Here is a 24,832-nt window from a genome sequence, read left to right on the forward strand (position 1 = left end):
GGCTACGCTACACCCCGAATAATTCGTTTAGAATTAATCGATTTGCGGAGAGTATGAGATTCGAACTCATGCGACAATTGCTCGTCGACAGTTTAGCAAACTGCTCCATTAACCACTCTGGCAACTCTCCGTTAAATTTTAAGAACTTATTGCAAGTATTTTGCGGTTGCAAATCTAACTTTTACCTATTTACAATCCAAACCTTTTATACCTTTTTTCAACATAAAAATTATAAGATTTAATTAAATGGGTCGGGGTCAGAAAATTAACCTTAAAAATAAATATTAATTTTATTTAGAAGCCTGTTCTAATTCTATTAATCTCGATAAATTTTGAAGTATTTGATTATGTTTTTTTACAAATGGATTACTCGTATCCCAAACATAGCCAGCTAAAACTGCACAAATTTGTTTTTTAATTTCCGGATTTGGATTGGGGTGAAAAATGATCTTTTGAAGATTTCCTGAATACCATTCTTTTACATAACTGGAAAACACATGCACACCTTCTTTAATATATTTTATATATTCTTCTTCCCAATTAACTTTGGTGCCATTTCTTTCTTTAATAATCAGTTTAGCAGCTAATAATCCGGATGCAGTTGCAAAAGATACTCCAGAGGAAAATATGGGATCTAAAAACTCTGCGCTGTTTCCCGTTAGTACGAATCCATCTCCGTATAACCTTGTCACATTTCTACTGATATTATCAACTTTAATTGGTTTAAATATAAAACTATAATCGTTAAATCGATTATTATAAAATTTCAATTTTTCGATCATTTCATACATTGCAATTGTAGAATCCTCCGAAAATTGATCGAACCACTTGCTAGGTGCTACAAAACCTAAGCTGGAATTTCCATTGGAAAAAGGAAAATACCAAAACCAAACCTGGGTTTCTAAAACTTCAAAAGTTATAAGTTCTCCTTCCTTTCCTATTGGACGATCGAGTTCCTCTATATGCGTAAAAATTGAAGAATGAGCTGCAATCTGTGGAGGAGCTTCCAGATTCAATTGTTTTGCTAAAACTCTTCCGAATCCACTGGAATCAATAATAAAATCTGCTTCAACTTTTGTAAGTTCTCCTTCAGAATTTTTTACAATAGTTGTAGATCGGCTGCCCTCAAATTCAACATGTATTACTTCAGTATCAAATAAAATTTTAACTCCTTTTCTTTGGGCTTCTTGCGCTAAGCAATTATCAAAGTCGGCTCTGGGAACTTGCCAGGTCCAATCCCAGCCATCCCCATGTTTTTCAGAGAAATCGAATTCACCAACCTTATCATTCTTTATAAAACGAGCACCAAATTTCTTTTGAAACCCGGCTTTTTTAACGGCTTCCAATAACCCGGCTTCATCCAAATTATCCATACACTGCGGAATTAAACTCTCCCCAATTTGGAATCTTGGAAAAATAGACTTTTCCACAACTAAAACTTTTATTCCTTGATTATGAAGATAAGAGGCAGAGACCATTCCTGAAGGACCCGCACCAAAAATAAGAATTTCTGCAATTTCCTTTTTCATTCCATTTCATTTGCGTTGTAAATATAGTACATTTGTTAAGAGAATTAACAGTTCCTGTAAAGGCTACACTACTAATAATCCCGGATTTCTAAAGTATGCTCCAAATCACCAATGCTCTTGATTTTAAAAATTTCTATGAAGTTCTTTTTGAAGATTCTAAAATATATGTAGATCCTTCAGTTATCGAGAGAATGTCTATAAGCTTTAGGTTTTTAGAAGAATTTTCTAAAAACAAAGTGATCTATGGGGTGAATACTGGATTCGGGCCGATGGCTCAGTATAAGATCAAGGACAAGGATAGGCAAAAACTTCAATATAATCTTATACGAAGTCATGCTTCAGGAATGGGGAAACCTATGGAGCCTTTGTACGTAAAATCTTTAATGCTTGCTAGGTTAAACACCTTGGCGTTAGGTAAATCCGGTGTGCATTCATCGGTTGTAGAAACTATGCAGCAGCTTATCAATAAAGATATTACCCCTTTAATTTTTGAACACGGTGGTGTAGGAGCTTCTGGAGATCTTGTGCAATTGGCACATTTGGCCTTAGTACTTATTGGAGAAGGAGAAGTCTATTTTAAAGGCGTAAAACGAAATACAGCGGAAGTATTTTCAGAAGAAAATATCCAACCTATAAAAATAGAGCAGCGCGAAGGTTTGGCCTTGATGAATGGTACCTCAGCAATGACTGGAATTGGAATTGTAAATGTTATTTACGCAAAACGCTTATTGAATTGGTCTATTTTCTGTTCTTCAGCAATCAATGAAATTGTCGAAGCTTATGATGATCATTTATCTTCAGAATTAAACGGTACAAAACTTCATGTGGGGCAGCAGGCAGTAGCTTCAAAAATGAGAGATCATTTAAAAGATTCCTCATTAACCCGCGATAGAAATGAACATTTATACAGTGGGAAAAATCCTGAAAATGAATATTTTGAAGAAAAAGTTCAGGAATATTATAGTTTACGCTGTGTACCGCAGATTTTAGGACCTGTATACGATACGATTGAACATACTCAAAAAATCCTGATCGAAGAGGTGAATTCGGCTAACGATAATCCTATAATAGACGTGGAAAGAAAGCACGTATATCATGGCGGAAACTTTCATGGAGATTATGTGTCCTTAGAAATGGATAAATTGAAGTTGGTGGTTACCAAATTAACGATGTTGGCAGAGCGCCAATTGAATTACCTTTTAAACGACCGACTGAATAATATTTTGCCACCTTTTGTCAATTTAGGGGTTCTAGGTCTTAATTTCGGAATGCAGGGAGCGCAATTTAGTGCGGTTTCCACCACGGCAGAGAATCAGATGTTATCAAATTCCATGTATGTACACAGCATTCCTAACAATAACGATAATCAGGATATTGTGAGTATGGGAACCAACGCTGCCACTGTAACTAAAACAGTTATAGATAATGCTTTTGAAGTGTTAAGTGTTGAGCTGCTTACAATAGTTCAAGCTTTGAGGCATCTGGATATGAAGGAGCAGTTATCTGCAGCTACTCGTGATAAATTTGAGATATTAAATAAATTAGTTCCTGAAATAAAAGAGGATTTACCACTTTATAAAACTCAGGAAATCATTAAAGAGTTTATTAAAACCCAGGATGCTTATTAACAAATTTAATAATTGTTATAATCTGAAAAGAGACGTCATTTTGAACTAGTTTCAGAATCTCATTTTCTTTTAAAGAATTTAATAAATTGAAACCCTGAAATATCGCAACGTTTCGGGACAGGATTACGAAATAAAATTATTGCAAACAAGGGTAAACATTTTAAGTTTAAAGAAGGTCTAAGATGAAATTAAAATATGCTTTAGTAACCGGAGGATCTCGAGGAATAGGAAAAGCAATCGCTTTGAAACTCGCTGAAGATCTAGGTTATAATATTTTACTGAATTTTAATTCTGATGAAAATGCTGCCCTAGACACTCAAAAACTTGTTGTTGCTAAACAAGTGCGTTGTGAACTCTTAAAATTTGATGTTTCTAATACCGAAGAAGTTTCTCACATTCTAGAAGAATGGACGATTAAAAACCCTGAAAGCACTATTGAAGTGCTTATCAACAATGCAGGTATTGCAAAGGACGGCTTATTTATCTGGACAAAGCCTGATGACTGGCAAGCTGTTATAAACACTTCCCTTAACGGTTTTTATAATTGTTCTCAAGCAGTTTTAAAAAATATGCTCACAAAACGCTACGGGCGAATTATTAATATAGTTTCACTTTCGGGGCTTAAAGGAAATCCGGGTCAAGTAAACTATTCTGCTGCTAAAGGCGCTGTGATTGCAGCCACTAAAGCCTTAGCTCAAGAAATAGGAAAAAGAAAAGTGACTGTAAATGCGGTGGCACCCGGTTTTATAAAGTCGGATATGACAGCAGGTTTTGATGAAACCAGTCTTAAAAAAATGATTCCATTGAATAGATTTGGTGAAGCTGAAGAAGTTGCAAATCTGGTTTCCTTTCTTGCTTCAGAAAAATCATCGTATATCACCGGAGAAGTTATTAATATTAATGGTGGTTTGTATTCATAAGCATGGCAGAGTGGAAAGGGCAATCGAGAGGAACCGTTCTAGGATTTAAAATCTATGTTTTTATAATAAAAACTTTCGGACTGTATGCTTCTTATTTTGTACTCTTATTTGTTGCTGCCTATTTCATAGTTTTTTCCTTCAACTCAACAAGAAGCACTTATTATCTATTTCGAAAAAGATTAAACTATTCTGCATTGAGCTCTATATATCAGGTATATAAAAGTTATTTCACCTTTGGGAGAATCCAATTAGATCGTATTGCCATCGGGGCTGGACTAAAAATAAATATAGTTTCGAGTTTGATGGAATTCATCATATTAATGAGCTACTTGAAAAGAAAAAAGGCGGAATTCTTCTAACCGCACATATTGGAAATTTCAATCTGGCTCAGTATTTTTTTAGTGATAAGCATGATGCTGCAGTTGTAAATCTTATTATGACCGATTTGGAACATGAGGAGATCAAAAGTTATTTAGAGTCGGTTACTGGAAAAAGCGCTATAAAAACTATCATTTTAAAAGACGATCTTTCTCATATTTTTTTGATGAATGAAGCTTTACAAAAGAATGAACTTTTAGTTTTCGCGGCAGATAGATATTATAAAAATGCCAAAACTTATACTGAAGAATTACTGGGAAAACCAGCAAAATTTCCTCAAGGTCCCTTTAAATTGGCGGCACGTAACCAAATACCTGTGTTGTTTGTGCATATAATGAGGGAAAAAGACTTTCACTATCACTTTTTTGCAAGACCTTTTGAAGGCGACTCGAATTCTCCAAAAGAATTATTAAAAGCCTATCTTGGAGACTTGGAAGGGATGGTGAGAAAATATCCACATCAGTGGTATAATTATTACGATTATTGGAATGATTTCAACCCATCATAGAGGGTTTATTTATTTAACCTGATGGTTTTTTTTAAGATATTAAATAGTTCTCATTCTTCCTCGAAGACATTGTAGCGAGGATATTGATTTTAAAAGTTATGGAGCAAAACTTACTAATAGAACCTATTCTAGATCCAAAGCGAATTATTCAGCTTATTCCACAAAAGTCCCCTTTTGTAATGGTAGACGCTTTGTTCGAATATACAGCACTTACAGGGAAAACCGGATTTCTTATACCGGCCGATAATATTTTGGTAGAAGAAGGGCATTTTTCTGAAGCAGGTCTTATTGAACATATGGCGCAAAGTATGTCCTTACACCGGGGATATCAGGGGTTTTTATCTGGCTTAGATAAGCCAAAAACGGGGTTTATTGGTGCTATAAAAACTATTGAAATAAAATCGCTTCCAAAAGCCGGTTCTAAACTGCTTACAAATGTTGAAATTTTAAAAGAAGTAATGGGCGTAACTTTAGTAGTTGCTGAAACAGTAAATGAAAAAGGAGAAGTGGTGGCAACTTCAGAAATGAAAACGGTAACAGTAGAATAAATGTCCTCAAAGACTCTTAAATCCAGAATCCAACTCAAGGTAAGATTCAATGAATGCGATCCTTTAAAAATCGTTTGGCATGGAAATTATTTAAAGTACTTCGAAGACGGAAGAGAGAATTTTTGTATTCAGCATGGGATTTCTTATCTGGATATGAAGGAAAGGGGTTTTTCAACACCAATTGTGAAATCGAGTTGCGAGCATAAATTACCTTTACAATATGGCGATACTTTTGAGGTGGAAACATGTTTTCAACCAGTGGAAGCCGCAAAACTTCTGTTTACTTATAAGATCTTTAAGGATGATAAATTAATTTGTATTGGAGAAACAACTCAGGTCTTTTTAAATGAAAGTCGAGAACTTGTACTGATTAATCCACCGTTTTTCTTAGATTGGAAAAAGAAAATGGGCTTGATCTAAATGATGGATATTTTATTACAGGAAGATTCAATTATCTCTCCACTTGGTTTTTCTACTTCAGAAAATATAAATGCGATTAAGGCCGGGAATTCCGGGTTGCAATTCCATGCTAATAGTAGATTTCAAAATGGAGGTTTTTATGCCGGAATAATTGATCCGACTTTTTTAGCCGATGAATTTTCAGCACTCGGAGACGCCAAAAAATTTACGAAGCTAGAGCAAATGATGTTGCTCGCTATTCAAAGTGTATTAAATAATAACAAGCAGATTGATCTAAAAACTACTGCACTCATTATTTCTAGTACTAAGGGAAATATAAATCTGTGGGACAATCCACAAAATTTTTCGGAAGATAGAGCAAGTTTAAATTCGTTAGGCAAGATTATTCAAAACTTCTTTGGTTTTGAACTTCAACCAATTATTGTATCTAATGCGTGTATCTCCGGCGGATTGGCAGTGGCTATTGCCAAAAGATTTATACAAGCTGGGAAATTTGATAATGCAGTAGTCGTAGCAGGAGATCTGGTTTCGGACTTTGTGACTTCAGGGTTTCAATCTTTTCAGGCATTAAGTAATTCTCTGTGTAGACCCTTTTCAAAAACAAGAGATGGAATTAGTTTGGGAGAAGCTGCTGCAGCGGTTTTAGTGAGTTCAGAAATTACAAAAGGAGATAATATTGCTCTAATTGGAGATGCTTCAGCAAATGATGCCAATCATATTTCCGGACCCTCAAGAACCGGCGAAGGTTTATATAAAAGTATTCAGCAGGGTTTAAAAGAAGCGCAACTATCAGCTTCGGAAATTGATTATTTGTCGGCTCACGGCACTGCTACGGTATTTAACGATGAGATGGAAGCGGTTGCATTTAATAGGGCAGGATTAAATCATGTTCCAATTAATAGTTTTAAAGGGTTTTATGGGCATACGTTAGGAGCTTCAGCGCTAATAGAAACCATTCTTGCAAAACATTCCTTGCTTAATAATGAATTATACCCTTCACTTAATTTCGAGGAATTAGGAGTTTCAAAACCCATAAATATTATTCAGAATTTAGTAAAGAAAGAACTTCAAACGGCGCTAAAAACAGCTTCAGGCTTTGGTGGTTGTAATTTAGCCCTGATCCTTAAAAAAATTAATAATGGATAAGGCTCGAAATCTTTTTATCACAAATTCTATCAGGATCAAAAATGAAAAAATCTCTTTGAAAAAGGAAACAATTCTTTCTTTTGATAAGGAAGTTGGATTCTCACAATTTTCAAAAGATGCTTATAAAATATTAGAGCTGAAGTATCCAAAATATCATAAAATGGATTCTTTGTGTAAACTGGGAATCTTAAGTTCTCATATATTATTGCTGAATCAAGAGATCGATGCAGATACCGCTTTGGTTTTTTCTAATAGTTCTTCAAGTCACGATATAGATCTAAAACACAAGCAATCTATGGAAAACATAGTTTCCCCGGCGGTTTTTGTGTATACCTTGCCAAATATTGTTCTTGGGGAAATTAGTATTAAACATAAGCTCCAAAGCGAGAATGTGTTTTTTGTTGAAGATAAATTTAATGCGGAATTGCTATTAGATTATTCTGAAACCTTACTGAATTCAGGAAAAGCTTCCAATGTGGTTTGTGGATGGCTAGAGTTGAAAAATGACCAATATGATGTATTTTTGTGCCTAGTTTCAAAAAATGGAGAGATTCCATTTACCAAGGAAAACCTAGAAGAATTATATGGAATTGAAAATGAGTGATTTACGCACAGAGCTGAAACAAAGTATTATAGAACAGCTTAATTTAGAAGAATTAAGCATCGAAGATATAGATAATAATGATTCACTGTTTGGGGACGGATTGGGGTTGGATTCTATAGATGCATTGGAATTAATCGTGTTGCTAGAGAAAGATTACGGGATTAAATTAACCGATCCTAACCAAGGAAAGGAAATATTTATTTCTATTAATAAAATGGCGGAATATATAGAGTCTCACAGAACTAAATAATCCATGAATAAAGGAGTTGCAGTAACAGGAATGGGAATTATTTCAGCTATTGGCAACGGAGTAAAGGAAAATCTAAATTCCTTACTCAAAGCTCAAGACGGGCTTTCGTTTCCTGAAATTCTAAAAACCAAACATAGGCATCTCCCTGTTGGAGAAATAAAATTTTCTAATTCCAGTTTTGAAAAAAGGCTTCAATTATCAGGAGATCATTCCTATACCAGAGCTGCCTTTTTAGGAATTATTGCTGCACAAGAAGCTATTAACTCTTCGGGATTAACTTCAAAAGATTTGCTCTCTACAGGTTTTATTTCCGGTTCTAGTGTAGGAGGCATAGATGCTACAGAAAAATATTATTTAGAATACGAAAAATCTACTGCAAATCATCAATATATTCCCGCGCAACATCCAGGGTTTACTACTAATAAAATTTCAGAATATTTAAAAATTCAAGGCTATACAACTACCATTAGCACTGCATGCTCTTCTGGAGCTAATGCAATTATGCTGGGGGCTAGGCTTATAAAGTCAGGGGAATTGGATCGTGTGATTGTAGGAGGAACAGACTGCCTCACTAAATTCACTTTAAACGGTTTTAATTCTTTAAAAATTCTTTCTAAAGATAAATGCAAAGCTTTTGATGATTCCAGAAATGGATTGAATTTGGGGGAAGGGGCAGCTTATCTAGTCTTGGAGGCTGAACATTTAGTGAAAAGTAAAAATGTAATTGGACGAGTACTTGGGTATGGAAATGCTAATGACGCTTTTCATCAAACGGCTTCTTCCGAAAGTGGTGAGGGCGCATATAAGGCAATGAAAGATGCATTCGAAGTTGCAGGAATATCGACTGAAAAAATAGATTATATCAATGCTCATGGAACTGCAACCAGAAATAACGACCTTTCAGAAAGTAATGCCTTAAAGCAGATTTTTAGTTCTAAAATTCCTGATTTTAGTTCTAAAAAAGGCTTTACAGGACACACCTTAGCTGCGGCTGGTGCTTTAGAAGCAGTTTTAAGCATAGTATCCCTTCAGAATAATGTGATTTTTCCAAATTTGAATTTTTCGAAACCAATGAGCGAATCAGACTTATTACCGATAACCGAACTGAAACAGAAACCGATTCATCACGTACTTTCTAATTCTTTCGGTTTTGGCGGAAATTGCACTTCGTTAATTTTCAGTAAAAATGGGTAGAACTATTTATATCACTGGGATTGGAGCGATATCTGCTCAAACTGAAGAAGCTATTTTTTCAGAAAGGCCAATTAGTTATAATTCCAATATATTTCAGGCGACTTCGCCAAATTTTAAAAAATATATTCCGGCTATGGCATTAAGAAGAATGTCCAGAGCTATAAAAATGGGACTTACCGCGGGAAAAATGGCTTTGAAAGATGCGAGGTGGAAGTGCCGAATGCTATTATTACAGGAACTGGAGAAGGCTGCAAACAAGACACAGAAAAGTTTCTGGAAACCATGCTCACTCAAGAAGAGGAATTATTGACGCCTACCTCATTTATTCAATCTACTCACAACACCGTAGGAGGGCAGATCGCTTTAAATTTGAAGTGTACCGGCTATAATGTGACCTATTCTCAGGAAAACGCTTCTTTAGAGTCGGCATTAATAGATGCTTTATTATTGCTGAATGAAAAACCAACTTTGAAATCGGTTTTGGTGGGAGGTGTAGATGAAGTTTCTAATAAGATTACTTCTTTTGGATATCTGAATGGTTTTTTAAAACAAGAGCAAATAGAGAACCTAAGCTTGTTCTCTCATAAATCTGCAGGAACTATCACTTCTGAAGGAGCTTTTTTTCTTTAACTTAACTTCTGAAAATAAAAAAAAAATCGTATGCTCAATTAAAAGCAGTATCGAATTTTAAATCTGAATCATCGAAAGAAATTTCAGAAAAGATTAACCATTTTTTAGGTAAAAATGGAGTAAATCTACCTGATTTGGATCTTGTATTTCTTGGAAAGAATGGAGATTTAGAGCAAGATAAGATATACAATGAATTGCAAAATACAATCTTTGCTAATACATGTCAGCTTGTATACAAGCATTTAGCTGGAGAATTTAATACGGTTACCGGTTTTGCCATATGGTTGAGTTGTTTAATTTTTAAGAAGCAACAGATTCCAGCTATTTTAAAACTAAATGACAAAGCTGTTAAAAGCCCAAAGAATATACTTTTATATAACTTGTCCTCGAATAATAGTCATAGCCTTATCTTATTACAAAAACCTTGAATTACAAGCCATTTAATAGCCTAGTTATTCCCTTATTTTTTTTGGGACTTACCTTGGTATTTTTTGAAATGGTATCTATTTGGGGCTTTTTGGTAAGTATTCTAGCCTATTTACTTTTTCTCTTACTGGTTTCCACGAATGTACAATGGAACTTTTTTGTGAAGGCTCACAATAGGAATTCAAGTATAAAAAACAAAGAAATAGCACTTACTTTTGATGATGGTCCTGTTCCTAACACCTTAGAAATATTGGCTTTATTGAAGAAATTTAATATGAAAGCCAGTTTCTTTTGTATTGGTAAAAATATTGAAGAGCATCCGGAAATCTTTCAGAAAATAATTGAGGAAGGACACATGGTTGGGAATCATACTTTTTCCCATACTCGAAAAATGGGTTTTTTAAGAACATATCAAATTATTGAAGAAATTACTAAGTGCGATAAGATCGCTTTTAGAATAGGAGCGGTTACATTAAAAACTTTTCGTCCACCCTTTGGAATTATTAATCCTAAGGTAAAAAGAGCCTTGGAAAGTACAGGCCATCAGGTAATTGGTTGGAATGTGCGATCGTACGATGCAGTACTTAGTTCTAAAAAATTCATTTTAAATAGGATTACTAAAAACATAAAACCCGGAGATGTTGTTTTATTACACGATAACAAACTTCTTACAGTAGAGATATTGGAACAATTGTTGTTATTTTTGCAAACCAACGATTATAAGTCCGTGAGGGTAGATAATTTATTTCAAATTGATGCGTATTCTTAAACTAGTTGTTTTTCTTTTTTCATTTATAAGCTTTGCGCAGACTCCTTTGACGGAAGCTGAGACATTGAAGTTTAAAGAGATAGTTTCTAAGCGTTCTGACGGCTTGGAAAGTTTGTCTAGCGACTTTCTCCAGACAAAGTATATAAAAATGATGAAAGGTGCTGCTATTAGTAATGGTAAGTTATATTACCAAGCTCCAGATATACTTAAATGGGAGTATAGACAACCTTATAATTATAAAATATTATTTAAAGACGATAAACTAATCATAGATGACGATGGTTATAAATCTGTAACCGATCTCAAATCCAATAAACTTTTCGAAAAGCTGGTAACCTTAATTTCAGGGAGTATTAATGGGAAGTTGTTAGAAGACAAAAAGAATTATGAGGTTTCTTATTTTAAAACTACCAATTTAATTTCAGCAGTTGTTATTCCAAAAGATAATAGCATTAGAGAAATGTTCAATCAAATAGTCCTGCTCTTCGATAGGAATTTTGTTGTGATAACTGTGAGGCTTATGGAGGCATCAGGAGATTATACGGAGATCGATTTTAAAAATATCAGATTTAATCAGCCTATCCATCCCGCAGTTTTTCAGAATTAAATGTTAGTAAGTCTTACCAACAACTATATTTTTCTCTCTATTTTAGCAATTCAGAAAATATTTAGTACATGCTTTTAAAAGATTTTTATTCAGTAATAAGTTCAACCGAACTAGAAGGGGAATTCATAACTGAAGTTAAGATCAATAAGGATCATGAGCTATACAATGGGCATTTCCCCGACAGGCCTGTAACTCCGGGAGTTATTTTGATGCAACTTTTTAAAGAAGAAGCAGAGCGAAGATCAAATAAAAAGCTGCAATTAGCAACCGCTGCGAATGTGAAGTTTATGGCAGTTGTAGATCCTAATGTTTGTGAAAAGATTCTATTACAATCCTCTATATTTTTTGAAGATGGACTAGTGAAGCTTAAAGGAATTGCTAAGCAGAATGATAGTATCTCATTGAAGATCAGTGCTACATATCGATCTGTTTAAAAAAATATAGAGGTCGGTAGATATCTATATCGCATTGTCTGTTCGAGTGTAGTCGAGAACTTTAATCTAAAGGAGGTTTCGACTTTAGCCTGTATTGAGCGAAGTCGAAATGCTCAACCTGACATCCCATAACACACTATAGCTTTGACATAAATATGAATTCTAACCTCTATAAAATTAATTCCACAAGAGTATTTCTTTAATAATTATAAACAATACTTTTGCTTCTTTAAACCCTTTTTGTTTGAGCGCTGCACCTATTTTTCAATCCAGATTCGATGCCTTAAAGTGTTGTGTAGTGATTCCTACTTACAATAACGAAAGGACGTTAGCTTCTGTTATTCAGGGAGTGTTGGTGTATACAAACAACATTATTATCGTAAATGATGGTTCTTTAGACGGTACCTTCAATATTTTAAAGCAATTTCCTCAACTTACAATTTTTCATAAACCCACTAATCAAGGCAAAGGAACTGCACTTAAAAAAGGTTTTCAATTAGCTGAAAATGACGGGTATAAATATGCCGTCACTTTAGATTCAGATGGTCAACATTATGCCGATGATCTCGATGTGTTTTTAAACGAATTAGAGAAAAAGGGAGCAAACGATAACGAGTTATTACTTGTTGGAGACCGGAATATGGGACAAGATGGGATTCCAGGCAAAAGCTCTACAGGAAACAAATTTTCTAATTTTTGGTATTTGGTTGTTACTGGGAATCAATTACATGATACGCAAAGTGGTTATAGACTTTATCCTTTGGAGTTCGTTAATAAAATTCCGCTATATACCAGAAAATTCGAATTTGAAATTGAAGTGATTGTCAAAGCCGTTTGGCGAAATGTAGATGTTAAGAATATTCCGATAAAAGTTTTATATCAAGAAGGAGCAGAGCGGGTTTCTCATTTTAGACCCTTTGTGGATATTGTTAGAATCGTGCTTTTATATATGTGGTTTGTTTTGGTGAGCTTTTTATATATTCACCCTAGAAATAAATATCAGGATTTTAAGGAAAAAGGATTTAAGAAATTCTGGAACGAAGATGTAATAAAAAGTCAAGAACCGGCGCATAAAAAAGCAGCAGCAATCGCGCTTGGCGTATTTGTGGGAATCTCACCATTTTGGGGACTTCATACCTTATTGGTTTTTGTTCTTGCGGCAAGTTTTAAATTGAATAAAGTGATTGCTTTTCTATTTTCTAACATAAGTATTCCACCACTTATACCAATAATTATTTATGCAAGTTATCAGGCGGGATACGTGCTAACCGGACATGGATTTAGATGGGGATTAAGTTTATCAGATTTTGATTCAACTTCTAAAATTGTCGATAGTTTATGGCAATATATTTTAGGAAGTATGGCCTTGGCAGCATTCATCTCTTTAACACTGTGGATTGTCTTTTATTTCTTATTTTCGATGACTAATCCAAAACAGGTTATCAAGCCATAAATGTTCAACTTTAACCAGTATTTAAAGCGACATAAATTTCTCTCGATATTTTCAGGAATCCTGATTTTATTCTTGTTGTCTTTTTTGGCTTCCAAGATAACTTTGGAAGAAGATATCACAAGTTTGATACCTGAAGGAGCGCAACAAGATGTGCTTAAAAAAGTCTTGGATCAAACCGAGTTTTCAGATAAAATAATCGTTACTATATCTGCCACTTCTGAAGAGGCCTCTCCGGAAGAGCTTACAAAATATGCGCAACAGTTTATAGACAACATAAATTCTGATCTTCCGGAATATGTAAAAAACATTCAAGGAAAAGTACCAGAGGAAGGGATCTTAGAGATCTATGATTTTGTCTATACTAATTTGCCGTTATTTTTAAATGATTCAGATTATGAGGCAATAAATAACCGACTGCAATTAGATAGTATTCAGCAACGTTTAAAAAGCGATTATAAAAGTATTATTTCCCCAACCGGACTGGTAACCAAGGATTTCATTTTTAAGGATCCGCTTTCTTTTACAAACCTAGGTTTAAAAAAACTGGAAGAATTACAAGTAGGGGACGATTTTAAACTATACAATAGCTTCCTATTAACTAAAGATGAAAAGCATCTTTTGCTATTTCTCTCCCCGACTTTTCCAGCTTCAGAAACCGATAAAAATGCAGTTTTTATTGAAAAATTAAAGGAGATCCAAAGCTCATTAAATTCTGATAATGCATCGGTAAATTCCCAATTCTTTGGAGGAATTTTGTATTCTGTAGCAAATGCAAACCAGATTAAAAAAGATATTAAATTAACTCTTGGTTTTGCTAGTGGAGTGCTGTTGTTGCTTTTAATTTTCTATTATCGAAGAATTTATATTCCCATAATTTTATTCATTCCAAGTATTATAGGAGGAATCACAGCGATTGCAGTATTGTTCGTTTTTAAAGGAAGTATTTCGGCAATTTCAGTAGGAATTGGCGCTATTTTATTGGGAATCAGCTTGGATTATGCCTTACACATTCTAACGCACTATAAAAACAACAACGACCTTTCTCATTTATACAAAGACGTAACGGTGCCAATATTAATGAGTAGCTGCACAACTGCAGTTGCATTTTTATGCTTGCTGTTTGTTAAGAGTGAAGCATTAAACGACTTGGGGATATTTGCAGCGGTAAGTGTTATGGTAGCTTCTGTGATTGCACTTATACTTATTCCAATTTTATATAAAGTTCCAAAAGAGAAAGTTGCTACAAAAGATACTTTTATAGATAAGATTGCAGGCGTAGCCTATCACAAGAAACCGTATTTGGTACTAGCTATATTAGGCTTATTTGTTTTCAGTCTTTTTCATTTTACAAAAGTTCAATTCAATAATGACCTTTCAGCAATTAATTTTGAACCTTATGAAATTAAGCAAGCTGAAAGTGAAGTTCAGGAAATTGTCGGGAATGCTGCAAAATCCATCTACTTGGTTACTTATGGAAATTCTACAGATGAAGCGCTAGAGGTCAATAACGAACTTTATGAAAAACTTAATGTATTAAAAAGTTCCGGACAGATTGAAGGTTTTAGCAGTATTGGAGGAGTAGTGCTTTCCACAAATACGCAGTTGGAGAAAATCAAAAAATGGAAAGAATTCTGGACTCCCGAACGTCAAGAATACCTTGAAGCAACTTTAATTAAAGAATCTTCGGAATTCGGATTTAGAGCAGAAAGTTTTGAAAACCTTTACGATCAAATCTCTAAAGATTTTGATCCTATTTATCTTGAAGATTATAGAAATACAAAGACTTTATATTTGGATGATTTCTTAGCTTCCAAACAAGATTTGGCTACTGTAACCACTTCTATAAATTTAAATTCAGAATCATCACTAGAAATTATTTCAGCATTAAAAGAAACGAAAAATGTTGTCGTAATAGACAGAAAACAACTAAATCAGAGTTTTTTAGGAAACTTAAAGAACGACTTTAATCAACTTATCAGCTATTCGATAGTAGCAGTTTTTATGATTCTTTTAATTTTTTATAGATCGTTCACTTTAAGTTTTTTAACGCTTCTTCCTATTGGGATTACTTGGGTAATCGCCTTAGGGATGATGGCTTTTTTCAATATTGAATTTAATATCCTAAATATCATAATATCTACGTTCATCTTCGGATTGGGCTTGGATTATAGCATCTTTATCACCAACGCATTTTTAAAGGAATATGAATTTGGAATCAAGGTGCTTAAAACTTACCGCACCTCCATCTTACTTTCGGTAATTACTACCTTACTGGGGATTGGAGCGCTGTTCTTTGCCAAACATCCTGCTTTAAGATCAATTTCTATAGTGTCTATAATTGGAGTATTTTCGGCAGTTTCGGTGGCATTTATTTTACAAGGTGCTATCTTCGATTTTCTTTTTATTCGTCCCCGAAAAAAAGGATTGGCTCCATATACTGCCTTAGGATTTACTATTCATTTTAATAGAAACTCGGCTAAGGATAAATTATATTATAAGAAAGAAATCTTTGCTAATTACAGGTATAAAAAGATATTTAGACAGGTAAAGCGAGATTTCGATAAGAATAGGGATCGCTATCTTAAAGTTGCTGAACTATTAGAACATGAAAATATTCTTCACTTTTATTCAGATTTAGGCTACTGCCAATTTACTTGTATTTTAAGAATCCTGAAAATTTGGTAACAGGATTAGAATTGGATCCAGAGAAACTCCAGATTGCAAACAATTGTTACGCTTCACAATCTCAAAAAATAGCCTTTAAAAATGAACTCCCGGAGAATTTTTCTGAATTTAAGTCGATTGTGATTTCTAAATCTATCAATAAAGAATTTGAAAAGGAGATTCATAAATTAGTTGCGAAACAAGTTCAAAAAGTGATTATTTTAGATGAAGCTTACCCTTATCAATGGATCGTAGATTCAAATTTTGAGATCCTTTATCGCCAAAATGGAGTGATCTTGCTTCAAAAAATGCTTTAACAAACCGAAGGATGAAATTGAATATAATTCGAATAGGGGCTTTTCTCTTTATTGTTCTTCTACAATTTTCCTGTGGGATTAATAAGTCTATGCAAGACAGACCCGATATCTCAGGCTTAGAAAAGATAGATACACTTAGAACAAAACATAACGACAGCCTTTATTCCATAGGAAAAAACACACTTCTGAAGAATAAATATGGTATTTGGGAATTATATGTAGAAGGGGATGCGCTGGAAAGAGGAATTATAAATGGTTCTTTAACCCGCGAATTAATGCACAAGCAAGAGACTGCATTTATGACTAAAATAGAATCTTTGGTGCCTTCTGCTGGATATCAGAATTTCTTAAAAAAGATGATAAGTTGGTTTAATCGGAAGATCTATTTACATATCCCGGAAGAATACAAACAAGAAATCTATGGGATTTCAAGATTCGCTTTGCCACAATACGATTCTTTTGCTCCCGCGTATATTCGAATGTTATATTTACACGGAGCGCACGACATTGGGCATGCATTGCAGGACTTGATGCTGGTTGGATGTACTTCTTTTGCCGCCTGGGATACGAAAACCGAAGACGGAAAATTATTATTAGGCAGGAATTTCGACTTCTATGCGGGCGATGAGTTTGCAGAAGAAAAAATAATAGCTTTTGTGAATCCGGACGAAGGGAATAAATTCATGATGTATACTTGGGGCGGAATGATAGGCGTAGTAAGCGGTTTGAATGAAAAAGGCCTGACTGTAACTATAAATGCCGGAAAATCTAAGATTCCTTTAATTGCAAAAACCCCTATTTCACTTGTGGCGAGAGAGATCTTGCAGTATGCAGAAAACACTACGGAGGCCATTGCAATAGCTCGGAAAAGAGAAGTTTTTGTTTCAGAATCTATTATGATTGGAAGCGCATCGGAAAATAAAGCGATTTTAATTGAAGTATCTCCTAATAACTTTGGAGTTTATGAAGTGCAAAATTCAGATCAGCTTATATGTAGTAATCATTTCCAGAGTGAAGCTTTTCAAGAAGATAAGAGAAATGCTGAAGCAATTTTAGAAAGTCATACCCAATATAGATATGATAGAATGAAGGAGTTGCTAGCAACTCCTAATCTTTTAAACCCGGAAAAGGCAGCTGCTATCTTAAGAAATAAAGAAGGTCTTAAAGGTGCCGATTTGGGTTTCGGGAATGAAAAAGCGCTCAATCAACTACTCGCTCATCACGGAATTATTTTTAAACCTGAGGAGGGAAAAGTTTGGGTGAGTGCAAATCCCTACCAGTTAGGAGCTTTTGTAGCCTATGATCTAAATGAAGCTTTTGGGATTTTTGGAAAAGGTTCTAATCTAGAAAGTGTGGTGAATGCTTCAGAAACTATTCCTGTAGATAAATTTATTTATTCTGACGCCTATAAAGATTACGAAGAATTCAGGAAGCTATACAGAGAGTTTCATCAATTGATTACAGATGAAAAAGGTGTTAGAACCGAAGGTCTAGATAAATTGATTCAGTTAAATCCGAATTATTGGAAAGGTTATGCTCTGGCTGGAGATTATTATTATCAGAAAAAAGAATATAAAAAAGCAATTATATATTTTAAACAAGCTAGTAGCAGAGAAGTTACTACCTTAACAGACGTGAAATATCTTGAAAAAATGATTGCTAAATCTTACCGAAAACTTTAGAATATGACTCCTATCCAAACTGAATCTATTGAGAAAATTGCAAGAATCCAATGGCTGGAATTGCAAAAACAGTTATTATATGTTCAAAGGAATTCTAAATTTTATAAGAGGCTTTTTAAAGAACATGGTATAGATATAAGTGAAATAAAGACGGAAGCCGAATTAAGTTTAATTCCGGTAACGACAAAAGAAGATCTTCAACAATACAATGACGAATTTTTATGTGTGCCACAAGAAGACATCATAGACCATGTTACAACCTCCGGCACTTTGGGCAGTCCAGTGAATTTTCTTTACAACGAGGCTGACTTGGAACGCTTAGCTTTAAATGAAATGCAATCTTTCCAAATGATTGGATTAGTAAAAGGAGATAAAGTTCAAATTACAACCACACTGGACAGAAGATTCATTGCGGGGATGGCTTATTATCTAGGTTTAAGAAAGCTAGGCGCCGGAATTATTAGAACCGGCAGCGGATTACCACATTTGCAATGGGATTCCATAGAGCGCTTTAAACCGAATTATTTAGTAGCTGTGCCCTCCTTTTTGCTGAAAATGATAGAATACGCAGAAGGGAATGCAATAGATTACAAAAACTCATCTGTAAAAGCTGCAATTTGTATCGGGGAACCTCTAAGAGATCAGAATTTCGAATTGAATGCTTTAGGAAAAAAGATCACAGAACTTTGGGATATCGAGCTATTTTCGACTTATGCTTCTACCGAAATGTCTACAGCCTTTACGGAATGCGAACATCATTTAGGAGCCCACATTCAGCCGGAATTGGTTTATACAGAAGTTTTAAATGAGGAAGGTAATCCGGTAAAAATCGGAGAAATAGGGGAGTTAGTATTTTCTACCTTACAGGTTCAAACCATGCCGCTAATCCGTTTTGCTACTGGAGATTTAGTGAGCTATACGAATGAAATATGCAAATGTGGTAGAAATACCATACGATTAAGTCCTGTTTTGGGTAGAAAGAAACAGCATATTAAATATAAAGGCACCAGTTTATATCCTCAGCATATTATAGATGTAATGGTAGAATTTAATGTGATTTCTAATTTTGTAGTCGTGGTTGAAAAGGATGAAACTGGAATGGATTTACTTACCATTAAAATTCCGAACTCAATTTCTAACTTGGAACTAGAAGGTTTAAAACAGCATTTTCAAATACGATTACACGTGATTCCTAATATCGAAATGATTAGCGATACTGAAATTAATAATTTAAAAAACCCAATTGGCAGTAGAAAACCGGTGTTATTTGTAGATTTGAGGAATAAGAGTCATTAGAGATTCTTCGCTAGACTCATGACGTCAGCTTAGGATCAAGATGTGTCATCCTGAATTTATTTCAAAATCTTAATGTGAATGAGTTTTAAATAAAATAGAAGCTGAAACAAGTTCAGCTTGACGAAAGTAGGATGCTATAATAATTTATAAATAGAGTTTAAACTTTTCTACAAACCAAAACAATTTTATTATGATTAAGATCTGTGGTAAAAAAGAGATATTCATTCCCACCATCTTGAATTTTCAATTCCTTTCTCAATTCACTCACAGATTTCGGAAAATTTCTAATGCTAATATTTGCCTTATTAAGTTTCAAGGACTTTTTTAGAGCTTTCTTATTGTAAGGAAAAATATCTATGATCTCGAAGCTTCTTCCGGGGAAAGTCAGAAATTCTTCAGAAGTAAATAAATGAGAGTTTGAATGCATCTTAGAAGTATTGGTTTTTTTAGATAAGTCGTCAAAAAGCTTAGATTTCATAATCGCCGGATTGGGCTCATATAGGAATTTTAATGGCTGGCTATATTTTGAACCTTCAATTGCTGGATCATCTAAAACCCCTTCAAAATACTGAGTTTCCTTCTTGGTGATATTAATAGTTTTGATCTTTATCTCCTTCGAAATATTTCTATTTAAGATCCATAGTAGCTCTTTCACTTCATTATTTACTGAAACAATATGGATTTCTACTACTTTTCTTAATCCAGCAATTCCGGCAGAAAGATCCAAGAGAGGGGAGGACTTGATTAAGATATTGTCCGATTTCTGAAAAAGCAATTTTAAGTTATCTGGTACATTGGGAGTGCATTGTTCCAGAAGAAATACTTTACCGCCATAGTCATCTCTTCTGGCTGGATCCAAGTAAATCCAATCTACTTTTTCATCTAACTCCTTTAAGAATTGGATTCCATCCCCAGCATATGCTTCAATATTAGATGCCTTTAATTCTGAAAAATTATGCGCTGCTAATTTGGAAAGCGCTTCGTTAAGCTCACAATGAATTACTTTTTGAAACCTTTTCGCAAAATAATAATCGTCTATTCCAAATCCGCCGGTTAGGTCTATAAGAGTATCACCGCTAATTAATCCACTTTTATAGTTAGCAGTGATTTCTGAAGAAGTTTGTTCTAAATTTAAATTAGGAGGATAGAGAATATTCTTATTTTCAAACCATGTTGGCAATTTATTTTTCGCCTTATTAATTCCGGTAATCTGGATTGCAATTTCTTGAATGCTAAGCTCCGGAAAAGGAGATCCTTTAAGAATAAGCTTAGTTAAATCTGAAGCCAAATGCTTCTTAATAAACTTTTTAACTTCTGGATGTAAAAGTGCTTTGTTCAAGCCTATAGATTTAAAGATCTCGGGTAAGTCTCTTAACGATCTTATATTCACTTAATGTTTCTTTGGCAACTACTTTTAGTGCAGTGTAAAAAGGAACTGCTACTACCATTCCAATAATTCCGAACATAAGACCTGCAATAAGAATAATAAGAAAAATCTCTAAAGGATGTGACCTGACGCTTGCCCCAAAAATCATGGGCTGACTTATCAAATTATCTATCAATTGAGCAATGGAATAACCCATCATCACAAAAATAAGTTTTGGTAAAATTACGACTTGAAAATCGGCTCCAAGGTTGCTGGAAATTACAAATAAAGCCATTAATATCCCTGCGAAAATAGGCCCCAAATAAGGAACTAAATTTAAGAAAGCACATATAAAGGCAATTGCCAAAGGATTGTTTATTTCAAAAATACTTAGTAATAAAAAATATAAAATGAACAATACAAATACCTGCAACGTAAGACCCACAAAATATCTAGATAATAAGATTTTAATTTTATTAAAAACTCTCTGAAATTTATCCTCTTCTCCCTTATTAGCGAATACTAAAATACTATTCAACATTAATTTACTATCCTTTAAAAGAAAGAAGGAAATAAACATGATGGCAAAAACAGCGATTAAAGTGGCTCCCAAGATTCCAAAAACACTGTTTAAAAACTTCGGAATAAGATTTACATCGAAGCTTTGAACAAGTTCACTTTGCTTCAAGCTTTCCATTAGATTGATATCCTCAACTCCCAGATAATCATTTATCTGCTCGTTCATTAAATTGATATCGCTCTTAAAAGCCTCAACGTCTATTTGGCCTAAGTGATGACTTTGCTCAATTACAATTGGTACAAAAACTAAAATTATCCCTATGAATACTGCTAACACGAAAAGAAGCACAATGAATACTGCGGCTAAGTTGGGTACTTTAAGTCTAGATCGTAAAAAAATAACGATTGGCCTACCAATTAGAGAAATAACTCCAGCGATGGCGATATATACCAGTACAGATTGTATTATATAAAGGAAATATAAGAGAAGAAAGACTCCTACTATAATTCCTAAAGCCCTTAAAATCCCGTAAGAAAATGTTTTTGCGTTCACAGGGTAAAGATATTATTTCTGACGAAAGGTAAGAAAGGTTTTTGAAAATTCGTACAAAGCAATTCCTGCGGCCTGAGAAACGTTCATACTGCTGTTATTTCCAAACATGGGAATATGAACTTTAGTTTGAACGGCATCTAAAACCATTTCACTTATTCCGTGTCGTTCATTTCCAATAATCAGTAATATTTTTGAATCAAAAGTAAGTTTAAGTTGATCTAGCTGGACACTATCTGAAGTTATTTCCAGTGCCACAGGTTTATAACCCTTGGATATATAACTTTCAATTGTTTCTAGAATATTTTCTGTATAATCAAAATCCACTTTTTCGAAAGTTCCTCTGGCAGTTCTTCGAAGCCGATTGCTTTTTAAGTTGATAGGTGACCCCGAAAAAATTACTTTTTCAATGTTAAAAGCATCAGCAAGCCTAAAGATGCTTCCAATATTGCTTCGCCCATTATATTATCTGTTAGAATAATGATGGGAAATTTATTTTTAGCTTCAGAATGTTCGGAGTGATCTAATTGTAAGCTCAATTCTCAAAAACGTATTTAATAATATTAGCACCCATTTGCAAGGCTTTTAAACGCACATCCGGCGGATCGTTGTGCACCGCGGGATCTTCCCAGCCATCCCCAAGATCACTTTCAAAAGTGAATAATAAAACGAGCCTGTCATTCTCAAATATTCCTAAAGCCTGTGGTGCAAAACCATCATGTCCGTGAATCTTAGGCAAGCCATTTGGGAAATTAAATGCACTGCTAAAGATAGGATGAGATGCCGGTAATTCCTGTAGTTCTTTATTAGGAAACACTTTTTTTTAATTCAGTTCTAATAAAATCATTCATCCCGTAGTTATCATCTATATGAAGAAATCCTCCTCCTAACAAATACGTTCTAAGGTTTTCTGCTTCTTCGTTGCTGAAAAATACATTTCCATGACCTGTCATGTGGATAAAAGGATATTGAAATATAGCAATGCTTTCTGGCGTAACAGTTTCAACCTTAACCTTTATCGCGGTATTGATATTTTGATTGCAAAATTTTATAAGATTTGGAAGAGCCGTGGGATTTGCATACCAATCTCCACCACCTTGATATTTTAGCAAAGCAATTTCCTGCCCAGACATTGATAGTCCAAACAGACAAAATAACAATATGCTAACAGCTTGTTTCATTTAAAATTATTCTTCGTTGAACAATGCTACGGTATGGCAAGCTACAATCGCGGCTGTTTCTGTTCTTAATCTTGTGCTCCCTAAACTTACAGGCTTCCAATTATTTTGGATTGCTAAAGTGATTTCTTCTGAAGAAAAATCTCCTTCAGGTCCTATTAAAATAATGCATTTTTCACCTAATTCTAAAGAATGTTGCAAAGATTTTTTTTCTATCTCATCTTCGCAATGTGCTATAAATTTATTTCCCTCCGGAGTATCGGTAACAAACTCAGAGAATCTCACTGGCTGATTGAGTTTAGGCATTGTAAAATGCAAAGACTGTTTCATCGCACTTTGTAATACTCTTTCAAAGCGATCTAATTTAACCACTTTTCGCTCACTGTGATCACATAAAATTGGTGTTATTTCCATCACTCCAATTTCGGTTGCTTTCTCCAGGAACCATTCGTAACGGTCGTTCATTTTTGTTGGAGCTACTGCCATATGCAAATAATAGCTGGGTTTTTCTTCAGCTTCAACCTTAATAACCTTCGCGATACATTGTTGTGGCGTAATCAAGGTAAGTTCAGAAATAAACAAAAAACCTTTTCCATTGGTTACATGTAAAAGCTCGCCTTCCTTCTTACGCAATACCTTCACTATATGTTTACTTTCCTCTTTAGGGAAAATAATTTGTTCAGCTTCTTCGGCTATATCTGGATGGTAAAATAACTGCATCTTTTTAAATTTTGTATCGCGGTTGCGCGGTTACCGAAAGATCTGTAAAGTCCTTTGCTAAATATTTATAATATCCCACAATTCCAATCATCGCAGCATTATCTGTAGTATATTCAAATTTTGGCACATAGGTTTTCCAACCGTATTTGCTTTCTCCTCCTTTTAAAGCTTTCCGGATTCCACTGTTGGCGGAAACTCCGCCTCCAATTGCGATTTGATTGATTCCCGTTTCTTTCACTGCCTTTTTGAGCTTATCCATCAAAATATTTACAATGGTATATTGAATAGAGGCACAGATGTCATTTCTGTTATCTTCAATAAAATTAGGATTCTCTTTTATTTCTTTCTGAAGAAAATAAAGGATGGCAGTTTTTAACCCACTGAAGCTAAAATCTAAACCACCCACTTTTGGTTTGGTAAATTTATAGGCTTTAGGATTGCCAAGTTGTGCATATTTATCTATTAAAGGTCCACCTGGATAAGGCAAGCCCATGATCTTTGCACTTTTATCATAAGCTTCTCCCACCGCATCATCTATGGTTTGGCCAATAACTTCCATCTCAAAATGGCTGGTCACTTTTACAATTTGAGTATGCCCACCACTAATTGTTAACGCTAGAAAAGGAAATTCTGGAATTTTAAAATTTTGCTCTTTTATAAAGTGAGCTAAAATATGCGCTTGCATATGGTTCACTTCTATTAAAGGAATGTTAAGACCTAGCGCCAAAGATTTGGCAAATGAAGTTCCAACTAGGAGCGATCCCATTAAACCAGGACCTTTAGTAAAGGCGATTGCAGATATGTCTTTTTTGTCGATATTTGCCTCAGCAATTGCCTGATGAATTACGGGAACAATATTTTGTTGATGTGCTCTGGATGCGAGTTCTGGAACAACACCTCCAAATTTTTGATGCACCTCTTGGGTAGCAACAATATTGGACAATAAAGTATCGTTTTTTAGTATAGCGGCGGCAGTATCATCGCATGAAGATTCTATTGCCAGAATATATATATTTTGGGAAGCCATTAAGAAAAGGTAGGCATATTAATTGTTAATATTGTTTACAAAGTTAAAACATAAAAGCATATCAAAAAA

General features: G+C 34.4%; 25 protein-coding genes, 1 tRNA gene and 1 pseudogene. 19 read left to right on the top strand and 8 right to left on the bottom strand.

The genetic code is table 11. The features are described 5' to 3' along the window. Positions 1–45: 45 nt before the first annotated feature. Together ON07_RS12505 and ON07_RS12510 are read right to left on the bottom strand one after the other, a co-directional pair. Positions 46–130: transfer RNA gene (locus ON07_RS12505), tRNA-Ser, on the bottom strand. 160 nt (positions 131–290) lie between these two features. After that, positions 291–1,529, bottom strand: coding sequence for an NAD(P)/FAD-dependent oxidoreductase (locus tag ON07_RS12510; RefSeq protein ID WP_010232040.1), 1,239 nt, complete (start codon positions 1,527–1,529; stop codon positions 291–293). A gap of 95 nt (positions 1,530–1,624) precedes the next feature. On the opposite strand from ON07_RS12510, the gene ON07_RS12515 reads away from it, so the two are divergent. From ON07_RS12515 to ON07_RS12600, 19 genes are all read left to right on the top strand, one after another. Further along, positions 1,625–3,157 carry an HAL/PAL/TAL family ammonia-lyase gene (locus tag ON07_RS12515; protein WP_010232042.1) on the top strand — a complete coding sequence of 511 codons (1,533 nt, stop codon included), beginning with the start codon at positions 1,625–1,627 and terminating at the stop codon, positions 3,155–3,157. Between the two features lie 182 nt (positions 3,158–3,339). Beyond that, positions 3,340–4,077 carry a 3-oxoacyl-ACP reductase FabG gene (gene fabG, locus ON07_RS12520; RefSeq protein ID WP_010232043.1) on the top strand — a complete coding sequence of 246 codons (738 nt, stop codon included), beginning with the start codon at positions 3,340–3,342 and terminating at the stop codon, positions 4,075–4,077. A gap of 349 nt (positions 4,078–4,426) precedes the next feature. Continuing rightward, a complete protein-coding gene (locus ON07_RS17865) occupies positions 4,427–4,963 on the top strand; it encodes a lysophospholipid acyltransferase family protein (RefSeq protein ID WP_316928154.1) in 537 nt (178 codons plus the stop codon). 98 nt (positions 4,964–5,061) lie between these two features. Next, positions 5,062–5,511 (top strand): hypothetical protein, encoded by a 450-nt coding sequence (locus ON07_RS12530; protein ID WP_010232044.1) that lies wholly within the window; start codon positions 5,062–5,064, stop codon positions 5,509–5,511. Next, entirely contained in the window at positions 5,512–5,931 is a 420-nt protein-coding gene (locus ON07_RS12535; protein ID WP_010232046.1) for an acyl-CoA thioesterase, read from the top strand. Further along, positions 5,932–7,077 carry a beta-ketoacyl synthase N-terminal-like domain-containing protein gene (locus ON07_RS12540; RefSeq protein ID WP_010232048.1) on the top strand — a complete coding sequence of 382 codons (1,146 nt, stop codon included), beginning with the start codon at positions 5,932–5,934 and terminating at the stop codon, positions 7,075–7,077. Between the two features lie 55 nt (positions 7,078–7,132). Then, positions 7,133–7,681 (top strand): hypothetical protein, encoded by a 549-nt coding sequence (locus tag ON07_RS12545; protein ID WP_237708931.1) that lies wholly within the window; start codon positions 7,133–7,135, stop codon positions 7,679–7,681. Continuing rightward, positions 7,674–7,931, top strand: a complete 258-nt coding sequence (locus ON07_RS12550; protein WP_010232053.1) for a phosphopantetheine-binding protein — start codon at positions 7,674–7,676, stop codon at positions 7,929–7,931. The genes ON07_RS12545 and ON07_RS12550 overlap by 8 nt, the downstream gene beginning before the upstream one ends. A gap of 3 nt (positions 7,932–7,934) precedes the next feature. Next, a complete protein-coding gene (locus ON07_RS12555; RefSeq protein ID WP_010232054.1) occupies positions 7,935–9,125 on the top strand; it encodes a beta-ketoacyl-[acyl-carrier-protein] synthase family protein in 1,191 nt (396 codons plus the stop codon). Next, positions 9,118–9,435: a 3-oxoacyl-ACP synthase gene (locus tag ON07_RS16585; RefSeq protein WP_010232055.1), complete on the top strand. Its 318-nt coding sequence runs from the start codon at positions 9,118–9,120 to the stop codon at positions 9,433–9,435. Before ON07_RS12555 ends, ON07_RS16585 begins: the two co-directional genes overlap by 8 nt. Next, positions 9,408–9,755, top strand: coding sequence for a beta-ketoacyl synthase chain length factor (locus ON07_RS16050; RefSeq protein WP_029331944.1), 348 nt, complete (start codon positions 9,408–9,410; stop codon positions 9,753–9,755). Before ON07_RS16585 ends, ON07_RS16050 begins: the two co-directional genes overlap by 28 nt. A 424-nt stretch (positions 9,756–10,179) precedes the next feature. Continuing rightward, positions 10,180–10,950, top strand: coding sequence for a polysaccharide deacetylase family protein (locus ON07_RS12565; RefSeq protein WP_010232056.1), 771 nt, complete (start codon positions 10,180–10,182; stop codon positions 10,948–10,950). Then, positions 10,937–11,557, top strand: a complete 621-nt coding sequence (locus tag ON07_RS12570) for a LolA family protein (protein WP_010232057.1) — start codon at positions 10,937–10,939, stop codon at positions 11,555–11,557. The genes ON07_RS12565 and ON07_RS12570 overlap by 14 nt, the downstream gene beginning before the upstream one ends. 68 nt (positions 11,558–11,625) lie before the next feature. After that, complete coding sequence (locus ON07_RS12575; RefSeq protein WP_010232058.1) at positions 11,626–11,991, top strand: hydroxymyristoyl-ACP dehydratase; 366 nt, start codon at positions 11,626–11,628, stop codon at positions 11,989–11,991. Between the two features lie 244 nt (positions 11,992–12,235). Then, entirely contained in the window at positions 12,236–13,444 is a 1,209-nt protein-coding gene (locus ON07_RS12580) for a DUF2062 domain-containing protein (RefSeq protein ID WP_010232060.1), read from the top strand. Positions 13,445–13,528: 84 nt separating this feature from the next. Further along, complete coding sequence (locus ON07_RS12585) at positions 13,529–16,129, top strand: MMPL family transporter (protein ID WP_237708932.1); 2,601 nt, start codon at positions 13,529–13,531, stop codon at positions 16,127–16,129. Next, the gene (locus ON07_RS17280; protein ID WP_237708933.1) at positions 16,123–16,425 is read left to right on the top strand and encodes a hypothetical protein; all 303 of its coding nucleotides are present in this window, start codon (positions 16,123–16,125) and stop codon (positions 16,423–16,425) included. The genes ON07_RS12585 and ON07_RS17280 overlap by 7 nt, the downstream gene beginning before the upstream one ends. Before the next feature lie 11 nt (positions 16,426–16,436). After that, on the top strand, positions 16,437–18,107 hold the full coding sequence (locus tag ON07_RS12595) for an acyl-CoA--6-aminopenicillanic acid acyl-transferase (RefSeq protein ID WP_010232062.1): 1,671 nt from the start codon (positions 16,437–16,439) through the stop codon (positions 18,105–18,107). 3 nt (positions 18,108–18,110) lie between these two features. Continuing rightward, positions 18,111–19,403, top strand: coding sequence for a phenylacetate--CoA ligase family protein (locus tag ON07_RS12600; protein ID WP_010232064.1), 1,293 nt, complete (start codon positions 18,111–18,113; stop codon positions 19,401–19,403). Between the two features lie 157 nt (positions 19,404–19,560). On the opposite strand, the gene ON07_RS12605 is transcribed toward ON07_RS12600, so the two are convergent. The 6 genes and pseudogenes from ON07_RS12605 to tsaD form a co-directional block, all read right to left on the bottom strand. Further along, complete coding sequence (locus ON07_RS12605; protein WP_010232066.1) at positions 19,561–20,742, bottom strand: class I SAM-dependent methyltransferase; 1,182 nt, start codon at positions 20,740–20,742, stop codon at positions 19,561–19,563. Between the two features lie 10 nt (positions 20,743–20,752). Beyond that, positions 20,753–21,841, bottom strand: a complete 1,089-nt coding sequence (locus tag ON07_RS12610; RefSeq protein WP_010232068.1) for an AI-2E family transporter — start codon at positions 21,839–21,841, stop codon at positions 20,753–20,755. 12 nt (positions 21,842–21,853) lie between these two features. Further along, positions 21,854–22,285, bottom strand: a complete 432-nt coding sequence (locus tag ON07_RS15540) for a TrmH family RNA methyltransferase (protein ID WP_316928155.1) — start codon at positions 22,283–22,285, stop codon at positions 21,854–21,856. Between the two features lie 88 nt (positions 22,286–22,373). Then, positions 22,374–23,019, bottom strand: a pseudogene (locus ON07_RS15545) (DUF4159 domain-containing protein). Between the two features lie 6 nt (positions 23,020–23,025). Next, positions 23,026–23,736: a 16S rRNA (uracil(1498)-N(3))-methyltransferase gene (locus tag ON07_RS12625; protein ID WP_010232072.1), complete on the bottom strand. Its 711-nt coding sequence runs from the start codon at positions 23,734–23,736 to the stop codon at positions 23,026–23,028. Between the two features lie 4 nt (positions 23,737–23,740). Beyond that, positions 23,741–24,763 carry a tRNA (adenosine(37)-N6)-threonylcarbamoyltransferase complex transferase subunit TsaD gene (gene tsaD / locus ON07_RS12630; protein WP_010232073.1) on the bottom strand — a complete coding sequence of 341 codons (1,023 nt, stop codon included), beginning with the start codon at positions 24,761–24,763 and terminating at the stop codon, positions 23,741–23,743. Positions 24,764–24,832: the final 69 nt, after the last annotated feature.

It is taken from the genome of Gillisia marina (assembly GCF_000258765.1).
Taxonomy (GTDB): Bacteria; Bacteroidota; Bacteroidia; order Flavobacteriales; family Flavobacteriaceae; genus Gillisia; species Gillisia marina.

What these genes read in the sequence shown, in the direction of transcription:
- ON07_RS12510 (WP_010232040.1), bottom strand. Translation starts at nt 1,529, where the DNA reads ATGAAAAAGGAAATTGCAGAAATTCTTATTTTTGGTGCGGGTCCTTCA.
- ON07_RS12515 (WP_010232042.1), top strand. Translation starts at nt 1,625, where the DNA reads ATGCTCCAAATCACCAATGCTCTTGATTTTAAAAATTTCTATGAAGTT.
- fabG (WP_010232043.1), top strand. Translation starts at nt 3,340, where the DNA reads ATGAAATTAAAATATGCTTTAGTAACCGGAGGATCTCGAGGAATAGGA.
- ON07_RS12530 (WP_010232044.1), top strand. Translation starts at nt 5,062, where the DNA reads ATGGAGCAAAACTTACTAATAGAACCTATTCTAGATCCAAAGCGAATT.
- ON07_RS12535 (WP_010232046.1), top strand. Translation starts at nt 5,512, where the DNA reads ATGTCCTCAAAGACTCTTAAATCCAGAATCCAACTCAAGGTAAGATTC.
- ON07_RS12540 (WP_010232048.1), top strand. Translation starts at nt 5,932, where the DNA reads ATGATGGATATTTTATTACAGGAAGATTCAATTATCTCTCCACTTGGT.
- ON07_RS12550 (WP_010232053.1), top strand. Translation starts at nt 7,674, where the DNA reads ATGAGTGATTTACGCACAGAGCTGAAACAAAGTATTATAGAACAGCTT.
- ON07_RS12555 (WP_010232054.1), top strand. Translation starts at nt 7,935, where the DNA reads ATGAATAAAGGAGTTGCAGTAACAGGAATGGGAATTATTTCAGCTATT.
- ON07_RS16585 (WP_010232055.1), top strand. Translation starts at nt 9,118, where the DNA reads ATGGGTAGAACTATTTATATCACTGGGATTGGAGCGATATCTGCTCAA.
- ON07_RS16050 (WP_029331944.1), top strand. Translation starts at nt 9,408, where the DNA reads ATGCTCACTCAAGAAGAGGAATTATTGACGCCTACCTCATTTATTCAA.
- ON07_RS12570 (WP_010232057.1), top strand. Translation starts at nt 10,937, where the DNA reads ATGCGTATTCTTAAACTAGTTGTTTTTCTTTTTTCATTTATAAGCTTT.
- ON07_RS12575 (WP_010232058.1), top strand. Translation starts at nt 11,626, where the DNA reads ATGCTTTTAAAAGATTTTTATTCAGTAATAAGTTCAACCGAACTAGAA.
- ON07_RS12595 (WP_010232062.1), top strand. Translation starts at nt 16,437, where the DNA reads ATGAAATTGAATATAATTCGAATAGGGGCTTTTCTCTTTATTGTTCTT.
- ON07_RS12600 (WP_010232064.1), top strand. Translation starts at nt 18,111, where the DNA reads ATGACTCCTATCCAAACTGAATCTATTGAGAAAATTGCAAGAATCCAA.
- ON07_RS12625 (WP_010232072.1), bottom strand. Translation starts at nt 23,736, where the DNA reads ATGCAGTTATTTTACCATCCAGATATAGCCGAAGAAGCTGAACAAATT.
- tsaD (WP_010232073.1), bottom strand. Translation starts at nt 24,763, where the DNA reads ATGGCTTCCCAAAATATATATATTCTGGCAATAGAATCTTCATGCGAT.